This is a genomic window from Nocardioides rubriscoriae (genome assembly GCF_008087085.1).
GTDB classification, from domain to species: domain Bacteria; phylum Actinomycetota; class Actinomycetes; order Propionibacteriales; family Nocardioidaceae; genus Nocardioides; species Nocardioides rubriscoriae.
Map to the genome: position 1 here is coordinate 237,820 of NZ_VIYJ01000007.1, position 21,225 is coordinate 259,044.

15 protein-coding genes and 1 tRNA gene are annotated in these 21,225 nt (G+C 72.1%); 10 read left to right on the forward strand and 6 right to left on the reverse strand.

Annotated features, from left to right (window positions below):
• Positions 1-2 precede the first annotated feature (2 nt).
• The gene (locus tag FZC61_RS13940; protein ID WP_148614777.1) at positions 3-2,519 is read right to left on the reverse strand and encodes a DNA gyrase/topoisomerase IV subunit A; all 2,517 of its coding nucleotides are present in this window, start codon (positions 2,517-2,519) and stop codon (positions 3-5) included.
• A gap of 134 nt (positions 2,520-2,653) precedes the next feature.
• Between FZC61_RS13940 and FZC61_RS13945 the strand changes: the two genes are divergently transcribed.
• Genes FZC61_RS13945 through FZC61_RS13965 form a run of 6 tightly spaced genes read left to right on the forward strand, consistent with a single transcriptional unit; the run spans position 2,654 to position 10,020 of the window.
• The gene (locus tag FZC61_RS13945) at positions 2,654-4,216 is read left to right on the forward strand and encodes a hypothetical protein (protein WP_148614778.1); all 1,563 of its coding nucleotides are present in this window, start codon (positions 2,654-2,656) and stop codon (positions 4,214-4,216) included.
• Between the two features lie 17 nt (positions 4,217-4,233).
• Positions 4,234-4,836 (forward strand): hypothetical protein, encoded by a 603-nt coding sequence (locus FZC61_RS13950; RefSeq protein WP_148614779.1) that lies wholly within the window; start codon positions 4,234-4,236, stop codon positions 4,834-4,836.
• 49 nt (positions 4,837-4,885) lie between these two features.
• Positions 4,886-7,594 (forward strand): bifunctional acetate--CoA ligase family protein/GNAT family N-acetyltransferase, encoded by a 2,709-nt coding sequence (locus tag FZC61_RS13955; RefSeq protein ID WP_148614780.1) that lies wholly within the window; start codon positions 4,886-4,888, stop codon positions 7,592-7,594.
• Positions 7,595-7,636: 42 nt separating this feature from the next.
• Positions 7,637-8,275, forward strand: a complete 639-nt coding sequence (locus tag FZC61_RS13960) for a LysE family translocator (protein ID WP_148614781.1) — start codon at positions 7,637-7,639, stop codon at positions 8,273-8,275.
• 37 nt (positions 8,276-8,312) lie between these two features.
• Entirely contained in the window at positions 8,313-8,894 is a 582-nt protein-coding gene (locus FZC61_RS23445) for a DUF5998 family protein (RefSeq protein ID WP_211357269.1), read from the forward strand.
• Positions 8,895-8,901: 7 nt separating this feature from the next.
• Positions 8,902-10,020: an alkaline phosphatase family protein gene (locus tag FZC61_RS13965; protein ID WP_211357253.1), complete on the forward strand. Its 1,119-nt coding sequence runs from the start codon at positions 8,902-8,904 to the stop codon at positions 10,018-10,020.
• Between the two features lie 820 nt (positions 10,021-10,840).
• Here FZC61_RS13965 and FZC61_RS13970 read toward each other — a convergent pair.
• The 5 genes from FZC61_RS13970 to FZC61_RS13985 all read right to left on the reverse strand — a co-directional run bounded on the left by FZC61_RS13970 (position 10,841) and on the right by FZC61_RS13985 (position 17,493).
• Positions 10,841-12,109 carry an HNH endonuclease signature motif containing protein gene (locus FZC61_RS13970; RefSeq protein WP_148614783.1) on the reverse strand — a complete coding sequence of 423 codons (1,269 nt, stop codon included), beginning with the start codon at positions 12,107-12,109 and terminating at the stop codon, positions 10,841-10,843.
• Between the two features lie 172 nt (positions 12,110-12,281).
• Positions 12,282-12,935, reverse strand: coding sequence for a thymidine kinase (locus tag FZC61_RS13975; RefSeq protein ID WP_148614784.1), 654 nt, complete (start codon positions 12,933-12,935; stop codon positions 12,282-12,284).
• Positions 12,936-12,964: 29 nt separating this feature from the next.
• Positions 12,965-13,576, reverse strand: a complete 612-nt coding sequence (locus FZC61_RS13980; RefSeq protein WP_148614785.1) for a hypothetical protein — start codon at positions 13,574-13,576, stop codon at positions 12,965-12,967.
• Between the two features lie 66 nt (positions 13,577-13,642).
• A complete protein-coding gene (locus FZC61_RS23130; RefSeq protein ID WP_170286112.1) occupies positions 13,643-13,819 on the reverse strand; it encodes a DUF6104 family protein in 177 nt (58 codons plus the stop codon).
• Between the two features lie 17 nt (positions 13,820-13,836).
• Entirely contained in the window at positions 13,837-17,493 is a 3,657-nt protein-coding gene (locus tag FZC61_RS13985) for a multifunctional oxoglutarate decarboxylase/oxoglutarate dehydrogenase thiamine pyrophosphate-binding subunit/dihydrolipoyllysine-residue succinyltransferase subunit (RefSeq protein WP_246142702.1), read from the reverse strand.
• A 244-nt stretch (positions 17,494-17,737) separates the two neighbouring features.
• On the opposite strand from FZC61_RS13985, the gene FZC61_RS13990 reads away from it, so the two are divergent.
• From FZC61_RS13990 to argS, 4 genes are all read left to right on the forward strand, one after another.
• A complete protein-coding gene (locus FZC61_RS13990) occupies positions 17,738-18,376 on the forward strand; it encodes a hypothetical protein (RefSeq protein ID WP_148614787.1) in 639 nt (212 codons plus the stop codon).
• The gene (locus tag FZC61_RS13995; RefSeq protein WP_246142692.1) at positions 18,373-19,284 is read left to right on the forward strand and encodes an LCP family protein; all 912 of its coding nucleotides are present in this window, start codon (positions 18,373-18,375) and stop codon (positions 19,282-19,284) included. Before FZC61_RS13990 ends, FZC61_RS13995 begins: the two co-directional genes overlap by 4 nt.
• Positions 19,285-19,389: 105 nt before the next feature.
• Positions 19,390-19,462: transfer RNA gene (locus FZC61_RS14000), tRNA-Arg, on the forward strand.
• A 104-nt stretch (positions 19,463-19,566) separates the two neighbouring features.
• Positions 19,567-21,222: an arginine--tRNA ligase gene (gene argS, locus FZC61_RS14005; RefSeq protein ID WP_148614788.1), complete on the forward strand. Its 1,656-nt coding sequence runs from the start codon at positions 19,567-19,569 to the stop codon at positions 21,220-21,222.
• The last annotated feature ends 3 nt before the right edge of the window (positions 21,223-21,225 follow it).

A 21,225-nucleotide genomic window follows, 5' to 3' on the forward strand; every position in this document is an offset into this window, starting at 1 on the left:
GATCAGCCTGTCACATCGTCGGGGGCCGGGGCTGCGGCCGGCGCGGAGGCCGACGGCGAGGCCAGCCGGGAGGCCAGCGGCCCGGCCACGGCGACGATCGGCTGGCTGCCGGGCACCCCCGAGCCGTCGCGGCGTCCGTCGGCGGCGGGCAGCTCGACCGGGGCCCCGCTGGCGGCGGCGGCGCGGGCCGGGGCCGTGCCGGCCCAGGCCAGCACGAGGGTGTCCTCGCCCTTGAGGAAGCGGTGGCAGCGCACACCGCCGGTGGCGCGGCCCTTGGCGGGGTACTCGGAGAACGGCGTCACCTTGACCGCACCCGGCTCGGTGCCGGGCAGGGCCGTCGAGGCGCCGGAGGCCGTGACCACGACCGAGCCGTAGGGCGCGGCCGGGTCGATCGCACCGAACCAGGCGACCGTCTCGCCGGCACCGAGCTTGATGCCGGCCATGCCGCCCCCGGAGCGGCCCTGCGGGCGCACGAGCGAGGCGGGGAAGTGCAGGAGCTGGGCTGCGGTGCTGATGAAGCACAGCGACTCCTCCCCGGTGCGCAGCTCGACGGCACCGACCACCTCGTCGCCGTCCTTGAGGCCGATCACCTCCCAGTCGTCGCGCCCCAGGACCTCGGGGTTGACCCGCTTGACCACGCCGTCGCGCGTGCCGAGCGCGAGACCCGGGCCGTCGGTGCGCAGGGTGCAGAGCGCCAGCGGGCGCTCGCCTGCTCCCAGCGAGAGCATCTCGCTGAGCGGCAGCCCCCCGGACAGCGTGGGGTCGTTGGCGCTGGGCGGCAGCGTGGGCAGGTCGAGCACGCCCAGGCGCACCAGCCGCCCGGCCGAGGTGAGCACCCCGACCTCGCCGCGCGCGGTGGTGGCGACGGCCGAGACCACGACGTCGTGGTTGGCCCGTCCCTCGCCGGACCCGAGCGGCTCCGCGCTGCTCGTGCGCGCCAGCAGCCCGCTGGACGACATCAGCGCGTAGCACGGGTCGTCGGGCACCTCCAGGGCGACGGCGCTGGCGGCCACGGGGGTGCCGGCCGACTCGAGCAGGACCGTACGACGGGGGGTGCCGAAGGTCTTGGCGACCTCGGCGAGCTCGTCGGAGACGACCTTGCGCAGCAGGGCCTCGTCTCCGAGGATCGCGTCGAGCGCCTCGATCTCGGCCAGCAGGGCGGCCTGCTCCTTCTCGAGCTCGATCCTCGAGAACTTCGTCAGCCGGCGCAGGGCCATGTCGAGGATGTAGTCGGCCTGCAGCTCGGACAGGTCGAAGACGGTCATCAGCCGCTCGCGGGCCTCGCCGGCGTTGTCGGAGGTCCGGATCAGCTGGATGACCTCGTCGATGTCGAGGATGGCGACGAGCAGGCCCTCCACCAGGTGCAGCCGCGCGGCGGCGCGAGCCCGCCGGAACGTCGTGCGGCGGCGTACGACGTCGTAGCGGTGGGCCAGGAAGACCTCGAGCAGCTCCTTGAGACCGAGCGTGCGCGGCTGGCCGTCGACCAGGGCGACGTTGTTGATGCCGAAGGAGTCCTCCATCGGCGTCAACCGGTAGAGCTGCTCGAGCAGGGCCTCGGGCACGAAGCCGTTCTTGACCTCGATGACCAGGCGCAGCCCGTGGCTGCGGTCGGTGAGGTCCTTGATGTCGGCGATGCCCTGCAGCTTCTTGCCCTGCACCAGGGTCTTGATGCGCTCGACGACCTTCTCGGTGCCGACGGTGTAGGGCAGCTCGGTCACCACGATGCCCTTGCGGCGTCCGATGGTCTCGACCCGGGCGGTGGCGCGCATCCGGAAGGAGCCGCGGCCGGTCTCGTAGGCGTCACGGATGCCGTCGAGGCCGACGATCTTGCCGCCGGTGGGCAGGTCGGGGCCCGGCACGAACCGCATCAGGTCGTCGAGCGTGGCCGCCGGGTGCTTGATCAGGTGGCGCAGCGCCTGGACGACCTCGACGAGGTTGTGGGGCGCGCAGTTGGTGGCCATGCCGACCGCGATGCCGGTCGTGCCGTTGACGACCAGGTTGGGGATGGCCGACGGCAGTACCGAGGGCTCCGTCTCGCGACCGTCGTAGTTGGGCTTGAAGTCGACGGTGTCCTCGTCGAGGTCGGCCGTCATCGCCACCGCCGGGGGCGCCATCCGGCACTCGGTGTAGCGCATGGCCGCGGGCGGGTCGTCGGGCGAGCCGAAGTTGCCGTGGCCGTCGACCAGCGTCAGCCGCATCGACCAGTCCTGGGCGGTGCGCACCAGCGCGTCGTAGATCGCGCCGTCGCCGTGGGGGTGCAGGCGGCCCATGACCTCGCCGACGACGCGGGCGCTCTTGACGTGGCCGCGGTCGGGGCGCAGGCCCATCTCGTTCATCGTGTAGAGGATCCGGCGCTGCACCGGCTTGAGGCCGTCGCGGGCGTCGGGCAGGGCGCGGGAGTAGATGACGGAGTAGGCGTACTCGAGGAACGAGTTGCGCATCTCCTCGCCGACGTCGATGTCGAGGATGTGCTCCTCGAAGTCGTCGGGAACGTCGTTCGTCGTGGTGCGCCTTGCCATGCGGTCATTGTCCCTGAGGCGGTCCGGTGCGCCGTCGGGGGCGCGCCGGGTTTGCCGGTGCTGCTCCGTGGGGATCCCCACGGAGCAGGTCGCTCCCGGGAGGTGGGGGCGGCCACCACGACCGGGAGACCACCATGACCGACGAAGTCGTCACTCCGCACGACGTCCTCGCCGACGGGATCGGCGACACGCTCGTCGAGGCGATGATCGAGGCCTGGATGCGCAAGGGCGCGATCGAGTCCGGTGCGTGCAACCTCACCTGGGACGGCAAGGACGGCGACGACTGGGTCTACCGGCTGCCCCTGAGCGGGACCGGTGACCCCGAGATCGTCTGCGACTCCGGGGGCAGCTGGCGCCAGCGCAAGCGCTTCTACTTCGACAAGGACCTCGGCCCCGGCGAGGGCCTGGTCGACTCCGGTGAGAACTCCTACGCCGTCAGGCTCTTCGACGCCCCGGCCACGTGGGCCGAGATCCGGGCCGAGGCCGAGTCGTGGGTCTACCCCTGGGTCCACGACAGCCCCGACCCCCACGACTTCACCGACCAGATCAACAGCGTCGCTACCGTCGCGCGACAGCTCTACGCCGGCAGCTCCCCGACCGGTGGGGGCGTCGGCGCCCCGCCGACCTCGGCCGACCCCGACCTGTGGGACGCGCTGACCGAGGTCGCCATCAGCGCGGACAGCACCTCGCTCGCGGTCGACGCGTTCCAGCGCACCTACGCCACCGACATCGGCAAGACCATCGGCGGCCAGTACGCGATGGTCTACTCCGCGGGTCTCGCGCTGACCGCGGAAGCGGCGGCGTGGAGCGCCTCGTACAAGAGCCTGCGCGAGTTCCTCAAGGTCGCTGCCGCCGACTTCAACGCCTTCGCGGGCAGCGGCAAGGGCAGCGGTGAAGACGCGGCGGCGGTCCTCGGAGCCACCTCCGCGGTCGCCGGTCTGCTGGGTGCCACCGCCGGGGTCGCCTTCCCGCCGTTCGGGCTGGCGATGGGGCTGCTGTCGAGCAGCATCGGCGTCTACACGGTGGTCAATCCCGCCTCGCCCGCGGTCGCCGACACCTCGCTGCTGCTCGAGGGCGACACCTACGAGGCCAAGTGGGAGTCGTTCCGCAGCAGGATCCGCGACATCTCCGCCGACCTCAGGACGGCCGAGGAGGCGGTGGCCGACGCCTGCCGGGCGATGGTCGTCGACGTCAACGGCTTCCCCGACAACTACTCGCTGACCCGCGGCGGCACGCAGCAGGGCGCCGGCGACGACTTCGAGGGCATGCTCGGCACCACCATCGACATCCAGCCGGCCAAGCTGCGCATGGTGGCCGGCGCGTGCGAGGCGATCGGCAACCACCAGATCGGCCTGGCCGGCATCCTCGGCGGCAGCGACGCCGCCGGCGCACCCTCGTCCGACGCCTACGGCGAGTGGCTGCGCGGCTCCCTGCCGGTCGGGGGCACCATCGGCTACCCGTTCGCCGGGGGCTACTGGTCCTACCGCGCCCTGGTCGACGCCATCGTCGACCTGCTGGTCGAGGAGGGCAAGAACTCCCGGCGCGTCGCCGACTGGGTGATCGAGATGGTCCTCGGGATGGAGTCGACCGACGCGGAGCGCGAGGCCGCGCTGCTCCGGCTGGGTCAGCAGTTCGACCGCCACGACCTCGCGCTGGGCAACGACCCGACCAACCCCACCAGCATCAGCTCGACGTGACCGGCACGATGGTCGGCATGTCCTCGCGAGCGTCCCTGGCACGGCGTACGGCGGTGGCCCTGCTCGCCGTCGTAGCCCTGGCGGGCTGCCAGGACGACGACGGGCCCGCTGGCCCCGACGGCCCCGATGCGACGCCGTCGCAGCGGGCCGACGGCTCCACCGCGCCCGGCACGGTGCTGGCCGCGGGCGAGACTGCCACCGTGACCAGGACGGCCGGCGCCGGGACGATCGAGGTCACCGTGCTCGGCATCGAGCAGGGTGACCCAGCCGACCTGCGGGCGATCGGCTACGAGCGGGCCGACGAGGTCACCCCCTACTACCTGCGGGTCGCGGTCACGCCCGTCTCCGGGTCGTCCCCGTTCCAGCTCGACGACTACCTGCGGGTCTGGGGCGGGGGTCGGCCGCTGGACCACCTGACGATCACCCGCCCGTTCGCCCCCTGCCAGGAGACGGCGGTCGGCGACGGGGTCCTGGGGGAGCGTCGCGAGCACTGCCTCACCTACGTGCGCACCAGCGGCGAGGACGATCCCGACGCCGCCTACTTCGACAACGACGACACCTACGACCCGGTCGACGGCACCGGGATCGAGTGGACGCTCCCGGCGCCGGGACGGGCCTGAGGACGCGCGCGCGGCGCGTGGGCTGCGCCAGCACCCCTATCCTGACCCTGTGACCGTCGACCCCGACTCGCCCGCGGCCGCGCCGCCGCGTCACTGGGAGGCCGACGTCCTGCTGCGCGACGGTCGGACCGCCCACATCCGGCCGATCCGCCCCGACGACGCCGACCTGCTCGTCACCTTCTACTCCCGGGTCAGCGACCGGTCGAAGTACTACCGCTTCTTCTCGCCGATGCCGACGCTGTCGCAGCGCGACGTCGCCCGGTTCACGCGCGTCGACCACGACCAGCGCGTCGCGCTGGTGCTGATCCTGCAGGGCCAGATGATCGCGGTCGGTCGCTACGACGTGGTCGGCGACGCCGAGGCCGAGGTCGCCTTCCTGGTCGAGGACCAGCACCACGGCCGTGGCATCGCCCAGCTGCTGCTCGAGCACCTCGCCCAGGCCGCGCGCGAGCGGGGCATCGAGCGGTTCGTCGCCGAGGTGCTGCCCGACAACAGCCGGATGATCCACACCTTCCGCGACGCCGGCTACCGGGTGGTCAGCGGCTACGAGGACGGCGTGCTGACGCTGGAGTTCCCGATCGAGGCGACCGACACCTCCATCGGGGTCATGCGGGGCCGCGAGCACCGCGCCGAGGCCGCGTCGATCGAGCGGTTCTTCAACCCGCGCTCGATCGCGATCATCGGTGCGTCGCGCCGCCAGGACACCATCGGCCAGGCGCTCGTGCGCAACCTCGTGACCGGCGACTTCACCGGCCGGGTCTACGCCGTCAACCCGAGCGCTGCGGCGGTCTCGGGGCTGCCGGCGTTCAAGACGGTCGGCGACATCCCCGACGAGGTCGACGTGGCGATCGTCGCCGTGCCCGCCGACTCGGTCACCGACGTCGTCCTCGACTGCGCCGCCAAGGGCGTGCACGGGATGATCGTGATCTCCAGCGGGTTCGCCGAGACCGGCGACGAGGGCCGTCAGCGCCAGCGGCACCTGGTCGGCCTGTCGCGCTCCTACGGGCTGCGCCTGATCGGGCCCAACTGCCTCGGCGTCATCAACACCGACCCGGCGATCTCGGTCAACGCGAGCCTGTCGCCGGTGATGCCGCCGCGCGGGCGTGCGGCGTTCTTCTGCCAGTCCGGTGCCCTGGGCTCCGCGATCCTCGAGAAGGTCCGCAACCGGGGCCTGGGGCTGACGACGTTCGTGTCGGCCGGCAACCGCGCCGACGTCTCGGGCAACGACCTCCTGCAGTACTGGGAGGAGGACGACGCCACCGAGGTCGTGCTGCTCTACCTCGAGTCGATCGGTAACCCTCGCAAGTTCTCCCGCATCGCGCGCCGGGTCTCGCTGCGCAAGCCGATCATCGCCGTACGCTCCGGGCGCACCACGCAGGGCGTGCCGATGGGCCACGCCGTACGCCGCATCGTGGCGCCGCCCGAGGCCCTCGACGCGATGTTCAAGCAGGCCGGGATCATCCAGGTCGACACGCTGGAGGAGATGTTCGACGTCGCCCAGCTGCTCGCCCACCAACCGCTGCCGCGCGGACGCCGGGTCGCGGTGGTCGGCAACTCCGACGCCCTGGGCCTGCTCGCGGCCGACGCCGCGGCGGCGGTCGGGCTGACGGTGACCCGGTCGGTGACGCTGAGCGCCGAGCCCTCGGCCGAGGACTTCGAGGACGCCCTCGACGACGTCATCGACGACCCCGAGGTCGACTCGGTGATCGCGGTCTACATCCCGCCGCTCAACGTGTCCGGCGAGGACGTCGCCAACGTGCTGGCCGCGGTGGGGGAGCAGTCCGACAAGCCGCTGGTCTCCTCGTTCCTCGGCGCCGAGGGCGTGCCCGAGCTGCTGCGTGTGCCCGACGTCGCCGGTGCCTCGGCCGGTCGTGGCTCGGTGCCGTCGTACCCCGCGGTCGAGGCGGCGGTGCGGGCCCTGGCCAGCGTCGTCGACTACGCCGTGTGGCTGCGTACCCCCGACGGCGCACCGCCCGACCCGGCCGACGTCGACACCGTCGCGGCGCAGCGCGTCGTCAACGAGGTGCTGTCGGCCCACCCCGAGGGCGCCGAGCTCGACCGCGTCCAGGTCACCGCCCTGCTCGCGGCCTACGACATCACCTTGTGGGAGTCCATCCCGGTCGCCACCCTGCGCGAGGCCCAGTCGGCCGGGCGCCGGCTCGGGTGGGACGTCGTCCTCAAGGCGACCGCCGAGGGCCTGCGCGAGCGTCCCGACCTGGCCCACGTGTGGCGCAACATCGACAGCACCGCCGAGATGCGCAACGCCTGGGAGTCGCTGACCACGCTGGTGCGCGACCCTGCCGGGGCCGACTTCGTGGTGCAGAAGAACTCCGCGCCCGGCGTCCCGGTCGCGATCCGCAGCATCGAGGACCCGCTGTTCGGCCCGGTCGTCTCGTTCGGCATCTCGGGCCCGATCATCGACCTGCTGTCCGACCGGTCCTACCGGATCCCGCCCCTGGGGGCGCGCGACGTGGCGACCATGGTGCGCGAGGTCAAGAGCTCCCCGATCCTCTTCGGCTACCGCGGCGCCGAGCCCGTCGACGTCGAGGCCATCGAACGGCTGATCAGCCGGGTCGCGCAGATGCAGAACGACCTGCCCCAGCTGAGCTCTCTCGAGCTGTCGCTGGTGCTCGCCGGCGCCCAGGGCGCCACGGTGCTCACGGCCTCGGGCCGGGTGGCGCCGGTCGCCGAGCCGCGCTCCGACCTGTTCGTGCGCCGGATGACCGACCACCCGATGGGCGACACCATCCCGGAGTAGAAGTCGCAGGCGCTGCACCGGACCGGCTGCCACACTCGGAGCATGCCGAGCGCCAGCCAGTGGGTGACGTTCCTGGTCGCCTCGATCCTCTTCATCCAGGTCCCCGGCCCGAGCCTGCTCTTCACGCTGGGCCGGGCGCTGACCGTGAGCCTGCGGGCCGCGCTGACCTCGGTCCTGGGCAACGCCCTGGGGCTGCTCGCCCAGGTGGTGGCCGTCGCGGTCGGCGTCGGCGCCGTCGTCGCCGCCAGCAGCACCGCCTACACGGCCGTCAAGCTGGTCGGCGCGGCGTACGTCGTGTGGCTGGGGCTGCAGGCCGTGCGGCACCGCAGCGACGCCCGTGAGGCCCTCGCGGCGGGGCTGGCCCGCCCGGAGCGCGAGCGGCCCGGCCGCGCGCTCGCGACGGGCTTCGTGGTCGGCCTGACCAACCCCAAGACGATCGTGTTCTTCCTGGCGTTCCTGCCGCAGTTCATCGACCCGGGCCACGCCGCCGGGCCGCAGCTGGTGGTCCTGGGCCTGGCGTTCGCGGCCATGGCCGTCGCCTCCGACAGCCTGTGGGCGACCGCGGCCGGCCGGGCCCGTGCGTGGTTCGCGCGCAAGCCGCAGCGGCTCGACGCGATGGGGGCCACGGGCGGCGTGATGATGATCGGCCTCGGCGCCGGGATGGTGCTCGCCGACCGGTGAGCAGCCGCCCCGTGACACACTGACGGGCGTGCCACGCATGCCCCGACCGCTCGACGACCTCGACCACTCGCGCGACCTCCGCAAGGCGATCGACCGCACCGGCTACTACCCCGAGGTCGTCGCCGACGCCGTCGACGGTGCCGTGGCCGGCGAGCAGGTGGTCTCGTTCTACGTGCACCACGAGCCGACGTTCGAGAACGACGAGGTGCGTCGTCACCAGAGCGTCGTCGTGCTCACCCCCTCGCGGCTGATCCTGGCCCACACCGACGAGCACGCCGGTGACGACCTGCTGCCCGAGCCCTACACCTCGACCTCGACCGAGGCGATCAGCCTCACGTCGGTCAAGTCCGTCGTCGTGACCCGGATGACCGCCAACCCGACCAGGGGCCCGCAGCCGCCGGCCGAGGCCGTGATGACGATCGGGTGGGGCGGCGTCTCGCGCCTCGACCTCGAGCCGGCCGGCTGCAGCGACCCCGAGTGCGATGCCGACCACGGCTACACCGGGGTGCTCGCCTCCGACGACTTCTCGCTGCGGGTCTCGACCGCCGCCGACGGCGGTGACGCCGTGGCGGGGCTGCTGTCCTTCGCGGCTTCGCTGTCGGCTCGCACCCAGCACTGACGCCCTCGTGGACTTCGTCGAACCGGCCTACGGCCGCCGGTCGCTGGCCGACGTGCTGCCCGCGGTCGCCCGGGCCCTCGGCGCGCGGGTCGGCGTGCCGCCCTCGGGCCTCGAGCTGCCCGACGCGGCGTCGTACGTCGTGTTCCTGGTCGACGGGCTGGGCGCGCGGCTGCTCGAGAGGCACGCCCACGCCGCGCCGTACCTCTCGGGGCTGCTGGCCTCCTCCGGCGGGCCCGGCACGGCCGGGGTGCCGTCGACGACGGCCACGAGCCTGACCTCGCTGGGCACGGGGCTGACCCCCGGCGCCCACGGCCTGGTGGGGTTCACCGCGCGGATCCCCGGCACCGACAAGCTGCTCAACCACCTGTTCTGGGACGCCGACGTCGACCCGCTCGAGTGGCAGCCGCACCCCACGGCGTTCGCGACGCTGGCCGCGGCCGGTGTCTCGGTCACCGTGGTCAACAAGCGCGAGTTCCGGGGGTCCGGCCTGACGGTCGCCTCGAGCCGCGGCGGCGACTTCGTCGGCGCCGACAAGGTGGGGGAGCGCATCGCCGCCGCCGTGACGGCCTCGACGACCCGGCCCTCGATGACCTACCTCTACGACAGCGACCTCGACTGGACCGGCCACCGGTGGGGCGTCGCCTCGAGCCAGTGGCTCCAGCAGCTCGCCATGGTCGACGCCGAGGCCGAGCAGCTGCGCGAGGCCCTGCCCGCAGACACCCGGCTGGTCGTCGTCGCCGACCACGGCATGGTCGACTCACCCGACGCGAGCCGCATCGACGTCGACGAGCACGCCGAGCTGCTCGACGGGGTCGCGCTCCTGGGTGGGGAGGCCCGTTTCCGCCACCTCTACTGCCGCAGCGGGGCCGTCGACGACGTCCTGACCTCCTGGACCGCCGTGCTCGGCGACCGGGCCACGGTGCTCACCCGCGGCGACGCGATCCGTCGCGGGTGGTTCGGGCCGGTCGACGCCCGGGTCCTGCCCAGGCTCGGCGACGTCGTCGTCGCCTGCGACGGCGACCTCGGCATCTTCTCCACCGAGCGCTTCGCCTACGAGAAGACCCTCGTGGGCCTGCACGGCTCCCTGACCCCCGACGAGATGCTCATCCCGGTCCTGGTCGACTGAGTCGGGGGCGATCTGCTTCGCCGTGATCGTGTCGTCGGCGATCTGGGCCGCGGTGATGGAGGCGGCCACCAGGTCGACGGCGCTCACCGATCCGTCCGCGAGGTCGACCCCGGTCACCGAGCCGTCCTTGAGCCGGCTGGAGTCCACCGCGCCGGCGACGAGGTCGGCCAGCCCTACCGTGCCGTTCTTGATCTTGATCGAGGTGACCGCACGGAAACCCACGTCGACGGTCTTCACCTGGCCGTTGACGATGTCCTGGGACCGGATCGTGTTGGCGGTGTACGCCGTGCCCGTCCCGGTGGCACGAGCAGCGCGAGGGCCGGGCAGGTGTTGGCGAAGGTGACGTGGCGGAGCAGGCGGGGAGTGGACATGTCGTGATGCTCGCGATGCTGGCGAGGCCGAGGAGGGACACGATCGGGTCATCTCCGCCTGGTCCTCGACGGAGCCGAGCCGGGCTCGCCCAGTGCGACCAGCCCGACCCCACGGGGTCGAGGAGGTCGCCGCGACCGCAGCACACGGTGGTCCAGGAGGTCGCCCGCGACCGTCTCGAGACCCCTGCCAACCGCAGCCGACGTGGGCGGCCTGCACTGGGCCCTGCGGCCGGGGTGGTTTCGTGACGGCCGCGGGCGACCTCCTCAACCTCCGTGGGGCCCGGTCGTCGTACGAGGTCGTGTGGCCGGGTGGTTTCGTGACGGCCGCGGGCGGCCTCCTCAACCTCCGTGTGGTGCGGCCTGCTCGACGGGACGGTGGGGTGGGGTGAGGACCGCTGGGCGTGCCGGTGACCCCGCTGTGGTGGTGGTGGGCGGGGTCTTTGGGGCGGTCAGGGTTGTCGGCGCGATGGGCGGGGTGGGCGGAGTGTGGGGGGCCTGCGGTCGACGAGGTAGGTGGCGCCGGTGGGGCTGGTCCAGTGGTAGAGCCCGGGGCGGAGCATGACGTAGCGCCAGCGGGAGTGGGTCTTGGCTCGGTGGTGGCGCCTGCAGAGCATGGCGAGGTTGTGCGCTGACGTGGGCCCGCCGGCGGTGAACGGGATGATGTGGTCGAGGTCGACGCGGCGCCTGGTGCAGCCGGGGAACACGCAGGTGTGGTCCCTGAGGCGTACGAGCTCACGGATGGCGTCGGTGGGCTCGTAGGCCTCGGTGACCGGGTCTGTGGCGAGGTCGACGACGGGTTTGACGGTGACCTTGGTGCCGGCTTGTTGGCACCAGGCGCGGATCTGCTGGATGAGGACCGGGGACCAGGTGTTGTCCAGGAACCCGGGCAGGTCGGGGTGCTCGGCGTCGAGATGCGCGTACAACGTGACCCCACGCCCAGTGCCACTGGTGATCTCGCCGGTGAGCAGGTCGAGGGCGAGCTGTTGGCGGCCCATCTCACCCAGGGCCTGGGAGCGGCGGACGTCCAACGACTCGGTGGACCCGAGGTCGGCCAGCGCCTGGGCCCCGTTCTTGAGCGCGGCGTCGAGGTCGATCGCGTCGGCCAAGTCGAGGGTGGCGGTCATCTCGACGGTGCCCGACGTCGAAGCGTCGCCGAGGTGGACGTCGGCGTGACGGTGCTCGGCGGCCTTCTTGCGGCGGCGTTCGGCTTCGTCGGGGTCGTGCTTGGCCCGCGCGGCGTCGACGGCCCGGTCGACCTGCGCCCAGGAGCAGGTGTGCAGGAACGGGGCGATGTCCTTGTCCACGTCAGTGGCACCAACCGCAGGCAGGGACATCGTGTGCTCGGCGACGCGGAACGCCTTCCACACCGCCACCTCGAGCTTGACCACGCGTGCGTACAGCCGTGGGAGGCGGTAGCGCAGCTCCAACGCCTTGCCGAGGTAGGCCAGGCCGCCGTCGGTCGACATGCCCAGCGACAGGGCGAGGTCGAGGGCGGCGTACTCGCCGATCACGGGGCAGCCGGGGCCGCCCAGGTGCAGGGCGGGTTCTTCCATGGGGTCGAGCAGTGCTGCGGTCTCAGCAGGGGCAGCGGTGTTGACCGCCGCCCAGTCGAGGACCGCGTTGAGGGTCTGGACCTGGACGCGGGAGTCCTCGTCGCGGCTCGCGCGCACGGACTCGAGCAGCGGGTCGCTGCTCGGGGTCCGGGTGCGGGTGCTCATGGGTTCATTCTACGCCCGGTTGCGCATATTCGACAGTGTGATCGACGGGTTGGTGGATGGGTTTTCGAGGGTCGGTGGGGGTGGGTGGGTCTCGTGACGGTCGCTAGCGCGACCTCCTCGACCACCGTGGGGTCAGGTCGGTGGCGCGACGTCGTCGACCGGTGGGGGAGGGTCAGCCGAACGGGAGCGGGTCCGGCGCCAGGCTGACCGCGTGGGCCCGGGCGGCGGTGAGCCTGCGGCGGTGGTGCTGGCGGCACAGCACCTCGTAGGCCACCTCGGCCGGGGGGCCGTCGGGACCGTCGACGTCCCCGACGACGATCACCTCGCCCTCGACGACCATCACCCCGTCCTCGGTGCGGGCGTTGTGGGTGGCACGCTTGCCGCACCAGCACAGGGCCTCGACCTGGAGCACGTGCATCCGGTCGGCCAGCTCGACCAGCCGGCGACTGCCGGCGAAGAGCACGGTGCGGAAGTCGGTGAGGATCCCGAAGGCGAACACGTCGATCTGCAGCTCGTCGACCACCTTGGCCAGCTGGTCGATCTGGGCGGCGGTGTAGAACTGCGCCTCGTCACAGACCAGGTAGTCGATGCGGCCCCCCCGGGTGAGGGAGTCCACGACGTAGCGCCAGAAGTCGAAGTCGGGCGGCACCTCGGTGGCCTCGTGGGTCAGGCCGAGCCGACTCGACAAGATCGCCTCGCCCGCACGGTCGTGGGCGGTGAAGATGCGGCCGTGGCGACCGCGGGCGGCGTGGTTGTGGTTGGTCTGCAGGGCCAGGGTGCTCTTGCCGGAGTCCATGGTGCCGGTGAAGAAGTGCAGTTCAGCCACGGTTCATCCTGTCACGGCACGACCTGGCGTCACGGTGGGGTCGTCGGGTCGACGAACAGCTCCTCGTGGTCGACGATCTCGGCCTGCAGCGCCTGGTCGAGGTCGGTGGCGACGGCGGTCGCCTGGGGGGTCGGCGAGGGCAGCGAGGCCAGCGCACGGTCGATCGCATCGGTGACGTCGATGACCCGGGCCGCGCTCACCACGGGGCCCTCGACCTCGCGGGCGACGTAGGTGGCCACGAAGCGCCGCAGCTCGCCCTCGACGTTGGCGGCCCGCTGCACGAGGGAGGCCCGCAGCCCCTGCGCCCGCACCCGTACGACGACCGCGTGGGTCGCCGGTGGGGTGACGTCGAGGACGATGGCGAGGTCGGCACGAGGTCGCGCGGTGATGACCAGCGGCACGACGACGTCGGCGGTGAAGCGGTGCTTGTCGACGCCGAGGTCGACGGTGAAGTCGAGCGCGACGGGGACGCGTACCACGAACCGAGCCGGCTCGGCCGACACCCGCTCGCCGTCGGCCTCGCCGATGGCCCCCCGGGCCGACACCTTGACCACCCGGCCGGGCCCGACGCCCGTCGGCGCGACGTCGATCGGCTGCCCGGCGAGCACGTTGACGCCGGCCAGCACCCGCTCGACGCTCACCGCGGTTGCGAAGAACGCAGTGCCCCAGTCGGCGTGCCCGATCTCGTCGTCCAGCGACCGACCGACTCAGTCGTCGGGGTCGTCGAGCCGGGCCAGCCAGGTGGCGAACCGCTCGACCGCGGTCTCGAACTCGGGGTGGGCGTCGACGAAGCCCTGCAGCTGCTCGGCGACCCACGCCAAGGTGACCTCCTCGTCACCCCGACGCTTGTCGAGCTCCTCGATCCCTCGGTCGGTGAAGTACATCGGTTGCTGCGGTCGACTCAGGCGAAGGCCCGCTCGACGAGCTCCTTCTGCTCCGCGACGTGACGCTTGACCGTGCCGACCGACGGCGACGACGACTGCGGCCGGGTGATCGGCTCGACCTTCGCGTCGACGTCGTGCCACAGGTTCATCGCGTAGTGCGACCACGGACCCATGTTGGCCGGCTCGTCCTGGACCCAGCGCACCGCCTTCAGGTGCGGGTAGCGCGCGATCTCGGCCTTGATCTCGTCCTCGGGCCGCGGGTAGAGCTGCTCGACGCGCGCGATCGCGAAACGACCGGCGTCCTCGCGCTTGGCCCGCTCGACCATGAGGTCCCAGGTCACGCGACCCGAGCAGATCAGCAGGGTGTCGACCTGGTCCTGCGCGGCGTCGGCGTCACCGATGAAGGGCCGGAAGGTGCCCTCGGTGAAGTCGCTGGGCTGCGAGGCGGCCTCCTTGCGCTTGAGCATCGACTTGGGCGTGAAGACGATCAGCGGACGGTGGGCCTCGCCGAGCGCCTGCTTGCGCAGCAGGTGGAAGTACGACGCCGGGGTCGACGGCTGCGCCACGGTGAACGCGTCGTCGGCCGCCATCTGCAGGAACCGCTCGATGCGCGCCGAGGAGTGGTCGGGGCCCTGGCCCTCGTAGCCGTGGGGCAGCAGCAGGACGACGCCCGACTGCTGGCGCCACTTGGTCTCGCCGGAGGAGATGAACTCGTCGATCACCGTCTGCGCGCCGTTGACGAAGTCGCCGAACTGCGCCTCCCACAGCGTGAGGGCCTCGGGACGGGCCACGGAGTAGCCGTACTCGAAGCCCAGCGCGGCGTACTCCGACAGCAGCGAGTCGTAGACGTAGAACTTGCCCTGGTCCTCGGTGAGCGAGGCCAGCGGGGTCCACTCGTCGGCGTTCTTGCGGTCGATGATCGTGGCGAAGCGCGACACGAAGGTGCCGCGACGCGAGTCCTGACCGGCCAGGCGCACCGGGCGCCCGTCCATCAGCAGCGAGCCGAAGGCGAGGATCTCGCCGGTGCCCCAGTCGATCGGGCCCTCGGTGATGGCCGTCGCGCGCCGCTGCAGCTGCGGCATCACCTTCGGGTGCACCGTGAAGCCCTCGGGCGGCGTGACGTAGGCGTCGGAGATGCGCTTGAGGCACTCGAACGGGACCGCCGTGGTCGTCTCGGCCGCCGGCTTGTCCGGGTAGTCGGGGACGGTGGTCCACTCCTTGGGCTGGGTCGTCGCCTCCTTGACCTCGGTGAAGACCCGCTCGAGCTGCTGCTGGTAGTCGGCCAGGACCTGCTCGGCCTCCTCGATCGTGATGTCGCCACGACCGATGAGGGACTCGGTGTAGAGCTTGCGGACCGAGCGCTTCTGCTCGATCAGGTCGTACATCAGCGGCTGGGTGTACGACGGGTCGTCACCCTCGTTGTGGCCGCGGCGGCGGTAGCAGACCAGGTCGATGACGACGTCCTTCTTGAACGCCTGGCGGTACTCGAAGGCCAGCTGGGCCACGCGGATGCAGGCCTCGGGGTCGTCGCCGTTGACGTGGAAGATCGGCGCCTGCACCATGCGCGCGACGTCGGTGCAGTACAGCGAGGAGCGCGAGGAGCCGGGCGAGGTGGTGAAGCCGACCTGGTTGTTGACGACCACGTGGATGGTGCCGCCGGTGCGGTAGCCGCGCAGCTGGCTCAGGTTGAGGGTCTCGGCCACGACGCCCTGGCCCGCGAAGGCCGCGTCGCCGTGCACCAGCAGCGGCAGCACGGGGTAGTCGGCGCCCTTGTCGAGCACGTCCTGCTTGGCCCGGGCGATGCCCTCGAGCACGGGGTCGACCGCCTCGAGGTGCGACGGGTTGGCGGCCACGGAGACCTTGATCGTGTCGCCGGACCCGGCGACGAACTCGCCCTCGGCGCCGAGGTGGTACTTGACGTCGCCGGAGCCCTGGACCGTGCGCGGGTCGATGTTGCCCTCGAACTCGCGGAAGATCTGGGAGTACTTCTTGCCGACGATGTTGGCCAGCACGTTGAGCCGGCCACGGTGGGCCATGCCGATGGTGACCTCGTCGAGGCCGGCCTTGGCGGCCGCTTCGCAGATCTCGTCGAGGACGGGGACGGTGGTCTCGCCGCCCTCGAGGCTGAAGCGCTTCTGGCCGACGAACTTGGTCTGCAGGAACGTCTCGAAGGCCTCGGCCTGGTTGAGCTTGAGCAGGATTCGCAGCTGCTCCTCGCGCGGGGGCTTGGTGTGCGGCTGCTCGACGCGCTCCTGGATCCAGCGGCGCTGCGAGGGGTCCATGATGTGCATGTACTCGATGCCGGTGGTGCGGCAGTAGGAGTCGCGCAGGATGCCGAGGATGTGGCGCAGCTTCATGAAGCGCCGGCCCTCGCCGCCGAACGAGCCGGTCGGGAACTCGCGGTCGAGGTCCCACATGGTGAGCCCGTGCGACTCGACCTGCAGGTCGGGGTGGGTGCGCTGGCGGTACTCGAGGGGGTCGGTGTCAGCCATCATGTGGCCGCGCACGCGGTAGGCGTGGATGAGCTCGAGGATGCGCGCCTGCTTGTCGATCTCGTCGTCGTGCGAGGTCGCGATGTCGTTGTTCCAGCGAATCGGCTCGTAGGGGATGCGCAGCGAGCGGAAGATCTCGTCGTAGAAGCCGTCCTTGCCGAGGAGCAGCTCGTGCATGCGCTTGAGGAACTCGCCCGACTGCGCGCCCTGGATGACGCGGTGGTCGTAGGTCGAGGTCAGCGTCATGACCTTGCTGATGCCGTTGCGGGCGATGGCCTCCTCCGAGGCGCCCTGCCACTCGGCGGGGTACTCCATCGCACCGACGCCGAGGATCGCGCCCTGCCCGGCCATCAGGCGCGGGACCGAGTGGACGGTGCCGATGCCGCCGGGGTTGGTGAGGCTGATCGAGGTGCCCTGGAAGTCGGCGACGGTGAGCTTGTTGTCGCGGGCCTTGCGGACGACGTCCTCGTAGGCGGTCCAGAACGCGGCGAAGTCCATCGTCTCGGCCGCCTTGATCGACGGCACCAGCAGCTGGCGGCTGCCGTCGGGCTTGGGCACGTCGATCGCGAGGCCCAGGTTGATGTGGGCCGGGGTGATCAGGTTGGGCTTGCCGTCGACGACCTCGAAGCCGTTGTTCATCTCGGGCATCGCGCGCACGGCCTTGACCATCGCGTAGCCGATGAGGTGGGTGAACGACACCTTGCCGCCGCGGGCACGGGCCAGGTGGCTGTTGATGACGATGCGGTTGTCCCACAGGAGCTTGACCGGCACCGCGCGCACCGACGTCGCGGTCGGCACGCTCAGCGAGGCGTCCATGTTGGCGACCGTGCGGGCCGGGGCGCCGCGCAGCACGGTGTAGGTCGGCTCGTCGCTGGCCGCGGCCGGCTCGGCCTTCGGGGCTTCCTTGGGGGTGGGGTTGGTGGTCGCCTTGGCGGGCTCGGCCGCCTTGGTGACCGGGCGGGGCTCGGCCTTGGGGGCCGGGGACGCCTCGGCCCGAGGGGCAGCGGCCGGCTCCGGAGCCTTCGTCGGAGCCTTCGCGGGAGTCGGGGCCGGGGCGGCGGCCGGGGCGCCGTTGCTGCTCGCCTGGGCGGAGCCGTTGGTGGCGGGAGCGCCGCCGCTGCTGAAGAAGGCCGCCCACGAGGCGTCGACGCTCGCGGGGTCGGCGTCGTACGCCTCCCGCATCTCCTCGACCAGCCAGTCGTTGGGACCGAAGTCCGAGGCCGACGGTTGGGTGGAGCTGTGGGAGTGGCCTGACGACTGCGGCACGACTGGGTTCGCCTCTTCCGGGTGATGACGTGGCTGATGTGTCGTCAAGGCTAGACCCACTGCGTCGCAAATGCGCCGCTGCGGGTGCATCTTGCGGCACCCTGTTGCGGATGCCACACCTGCACCACCCGCGACCGCTGTCTGGAGCCCCCGCCACACCATGACCCCCACCCCCGTCCTCACCACGGCCCGGGCCAAGGCTCCGGCCACGGTCCTCGCCCTGGCGGTCGTCGTCAGCCTCGCCGCCGGGTGCAGCGACGACGGCGACGCCGCCCGGCCCGGCACCACCGACCCGAGCACGAGCGCCGCGCCGAGCCCCGCCACCGCCGACGAGCAGCTCGCCACCACGACCACCCTGCGCACGGTGACCGGCGGTCGCCTGTCCCGGGCCGAGCGCGGGGCCGTGCGCGACCGGGTCACCGCCGTGGTCGACGACTGGTTCGAGCGCGCCTACCTCGGCGGCGACTACCCCCGCACCGACTTCACCGACGCGTTCGACGCCTTCACCCCCGGGGCGCGGGCCCGGGCCGTCGACGACCGCAAGCTGATGAGCAACGCCGCCGTCGGCACCACGACGTACGCCGTACGCGCCCTCGCGCGCCGCGCGGTGGTCGACGTCCTGGCCGTCGCAGGGCGCGCCGACGCGGCCACCGTGCAGTTCCGGCTCGGGATGGCCCGGGCGGGGGAGTCCGGCGCCGAGCGCCGCGAACGCGTCAGCGGTCACCTCTTCCTGACCTTCCGCAAGGGCGACGGCTGGCAGGTCTTCGGCTACGACGTGCAGCGCGGTGACCTCGCGTGAGGCGCCCCTCCCGCCCCACCCTGCGCCGGTACGCCGTCCTGGCGGCCCTGCTGAGCAGCCTCGCGGTGCTCGTGCCCGACGCGGGCACCGCCGCGACGCAGGCGGTGCTCGTGAAGTACCAGCACGCCGAGGGCGTGGCCCTCGAGGACGACATGGTCTGGATCCTGGGCGTCGGCTCCGACGCCCGGCCCGGCGAGGACATGACCCGGACCCGGGGCGACGCGCTGCAGCTCGTCGGCATGAACACCCGCACCGGCGCCGCGACCAGCATCGGCATCCCGCGCGACTCCTACGTCTCGATCCCCGGCTTCGGCTCCGACCGCATCAACGCCTCGCTCGCCTACGGTGGTCCGCAGCTGCTCGGCGAGACCGTCGGCGAGCTGACCGGCATCGAGCCCGACTACGTCCTGGTCACCCGCTTCCCCTACTTCGAGCAGATGGTCGACGACATCGGCGGCATCACGGTGCGCAACCCGACGGCGTTCGCCGACGACAACCTCAAGGACAACGGCTTCCCGGCGGGCCGGATCCGCCTCGACGGCTACGACGCCATGGCGTTCTCCCGCATCCGCCACGACCTGCCCGGGGGTGACTTCGACCGCTCGGCCAACCAGCAGCGCGTGCTCGCCGGCATCCAGGCCCGCATCGCGCAGCGCGTCGACCAGCCCGGCTTCATCGACCGCGGCGTGCTCACCGTGCTCGAGCACACCGACACCGACCTCAGCCCCGCCGAGCTGTTCCGCCTCGCGCACGTCGTCGCCCAGGTCCGGCCCGGCCGGATCACCGGCTGCGTGGTCCACGGCAGCTTCGCCGACGTGGGCGGCGCCTCGGTCGTGCTGCCCTACACCGCCGACGCCCGGCGCTACGGCGACGACGCCCGCAAGGACGCGGTGATCAGCCGCTGCTGAGGGCACCTGCTGCTCGTCGGACCCCGGGCGTCCGCAGCCGGACGCACCGACGTGCGCCGCGACCCCGCGGGTGAGGTAGTGTCCGCAGCGCGCCGAGAGGCGCTGGCCTCCGTAGCTCAGGGGATAGAGCACTGGTTTCCGGTACCAGGTGCCGCAGGTTCGAATCCTGCCGGAGGCGCACCACGTCGCAGAGCCGACCGCAGGCCGTTCCAGGTCCGTCCAGGCCCGTCCAGGGCCGTCGCCGGTGCGGGACAACGTCGTCGGCGCCGATACGCTTGCCGGGTGAATCCGGCCCAGCTGTCCGCCACCGTCGTCGACGCCCTCGCGTCGCTCGTCGACGCAGGTCACGTCACCCTGCCCGACGGCATACCGGCCGAGGTCACGGTCGAGCGTCCGCGCGACCGCAGCCACGGCGACTACGCCACCAACGTGGCGCTCAAGCTCGCCAAGCAGGCCGGCACCAACCCGCGCGCGTTCGCCGACCTCCTCGCCGCGCGGCTGCGCGAGTCCGACGGCGTCGCCGCGGTCGACGTGGCCGGACCGGGGTTCATCAACATCACCGTCGCGGCCGACGCGCAGGGCCAGGTCGCAGCCGACGTGGTGGCCGCGGGGGAGCGCTTCGGCTCCTCCGACCACTTCGCCGGCGAGCGGATCAACCTCGAGTTCGTGTCGGCCAACCCGACCGGCCCGCTGCACATCGGTGGCGTGCGCTGGGCCGCGGTCGGCGACGCGCTGGGCCGGATCTTCACGATGACCGGCGCCGAGGTCACCCGCGAGTACTACTTCAACGACCACGGCGCCCAGATCGACCGGTTCAGCCGGTCGCTGCTGGCCAGCGCGATGGGGGAGCCGGCGCCCGAGGACGGCTACGGCGGCGACTACATACACGAGATCGCGTCGGCCGTGGTGGCGCAGCGGCCCGAGGCGCTGACCCTGCCGCGCGACGAGGCCAACGAGGTCTTCCGCGCCGTCGGCGTCGACATGATGTTCGCCGAGATCAAGCAGTCCCTGCACGACTTCGGGGTCGACTTCGACGTCTACTTCCACGAGGACGAGCTGCACAAGAGCGGCGCGGTCGCCCGGGCCGTCGAGCGGCTCACCGAGCTCGGCAACACCTACGAGAAGGACGGCGCCCTGTGGCTGGCCACCGAGAAGTTCGGTGACGACAAGGACCGCGTGATCATCAAGTCCGACGGCCAGGGCGCCTACCTGTCGGGCGACCTGGCCTACTACCTCGACAAGCGCAGCCGCGGCTTCGACCGCTGCTTCATCATGCTGGGCGCCGACCACCACGGCTACGTCACCCGCCTGATGGCGATGTGCGAGGCGTTCGGCGACACCCCCCACGTCAACCTCGAGGTCCTGATCGGCCAGATGGTCAACCTCCTGCGCGACGGCGAGCCCCTGCGGATGTCGAAGCGCGCCGGCACGGTCATCACCATCGACGACCTCGTCGAGGCGATCGGGGTCGACGCCGCCCGCTACGCGCTGGCCCGTTACTCCTCCGACTCCACCATCGACCTCGACCTCGAGCTGTGGGCCCGCAGGTCCAACGACAACCCGGTCTTCACCGTCCAGTACGCCCACGCCCGCGTCTCCAGCCTGCTGCGCAACGCCGCCGACCTCGGCGTCGTCGCCGAGTCCCACCCCGAGCTGCTGACCCACGAGAAGGAGGGCGTGCTGCTGCGGTCGCTGGCCGACTTCCCGAAGGTCGTGGCGAGCGCGGCCGACCTGCGCGCGCCCCACCGGGTGGCCCGCTACCTCGAGGACCTCGCCGGCACCTACCACCGCTTCTACGACAGCTGCCGGGTGCTGCCGATGGGCGACGAGGAGACCGGCGACCTCCACCGCGCCCGGCTGCTGCTCGTCGACGCCACGCGCGTCGTGCTGGCCAACGGCCTGGGCCTGCTCGGCGTCTCGGCGCCCGAGCGGATGTGACCG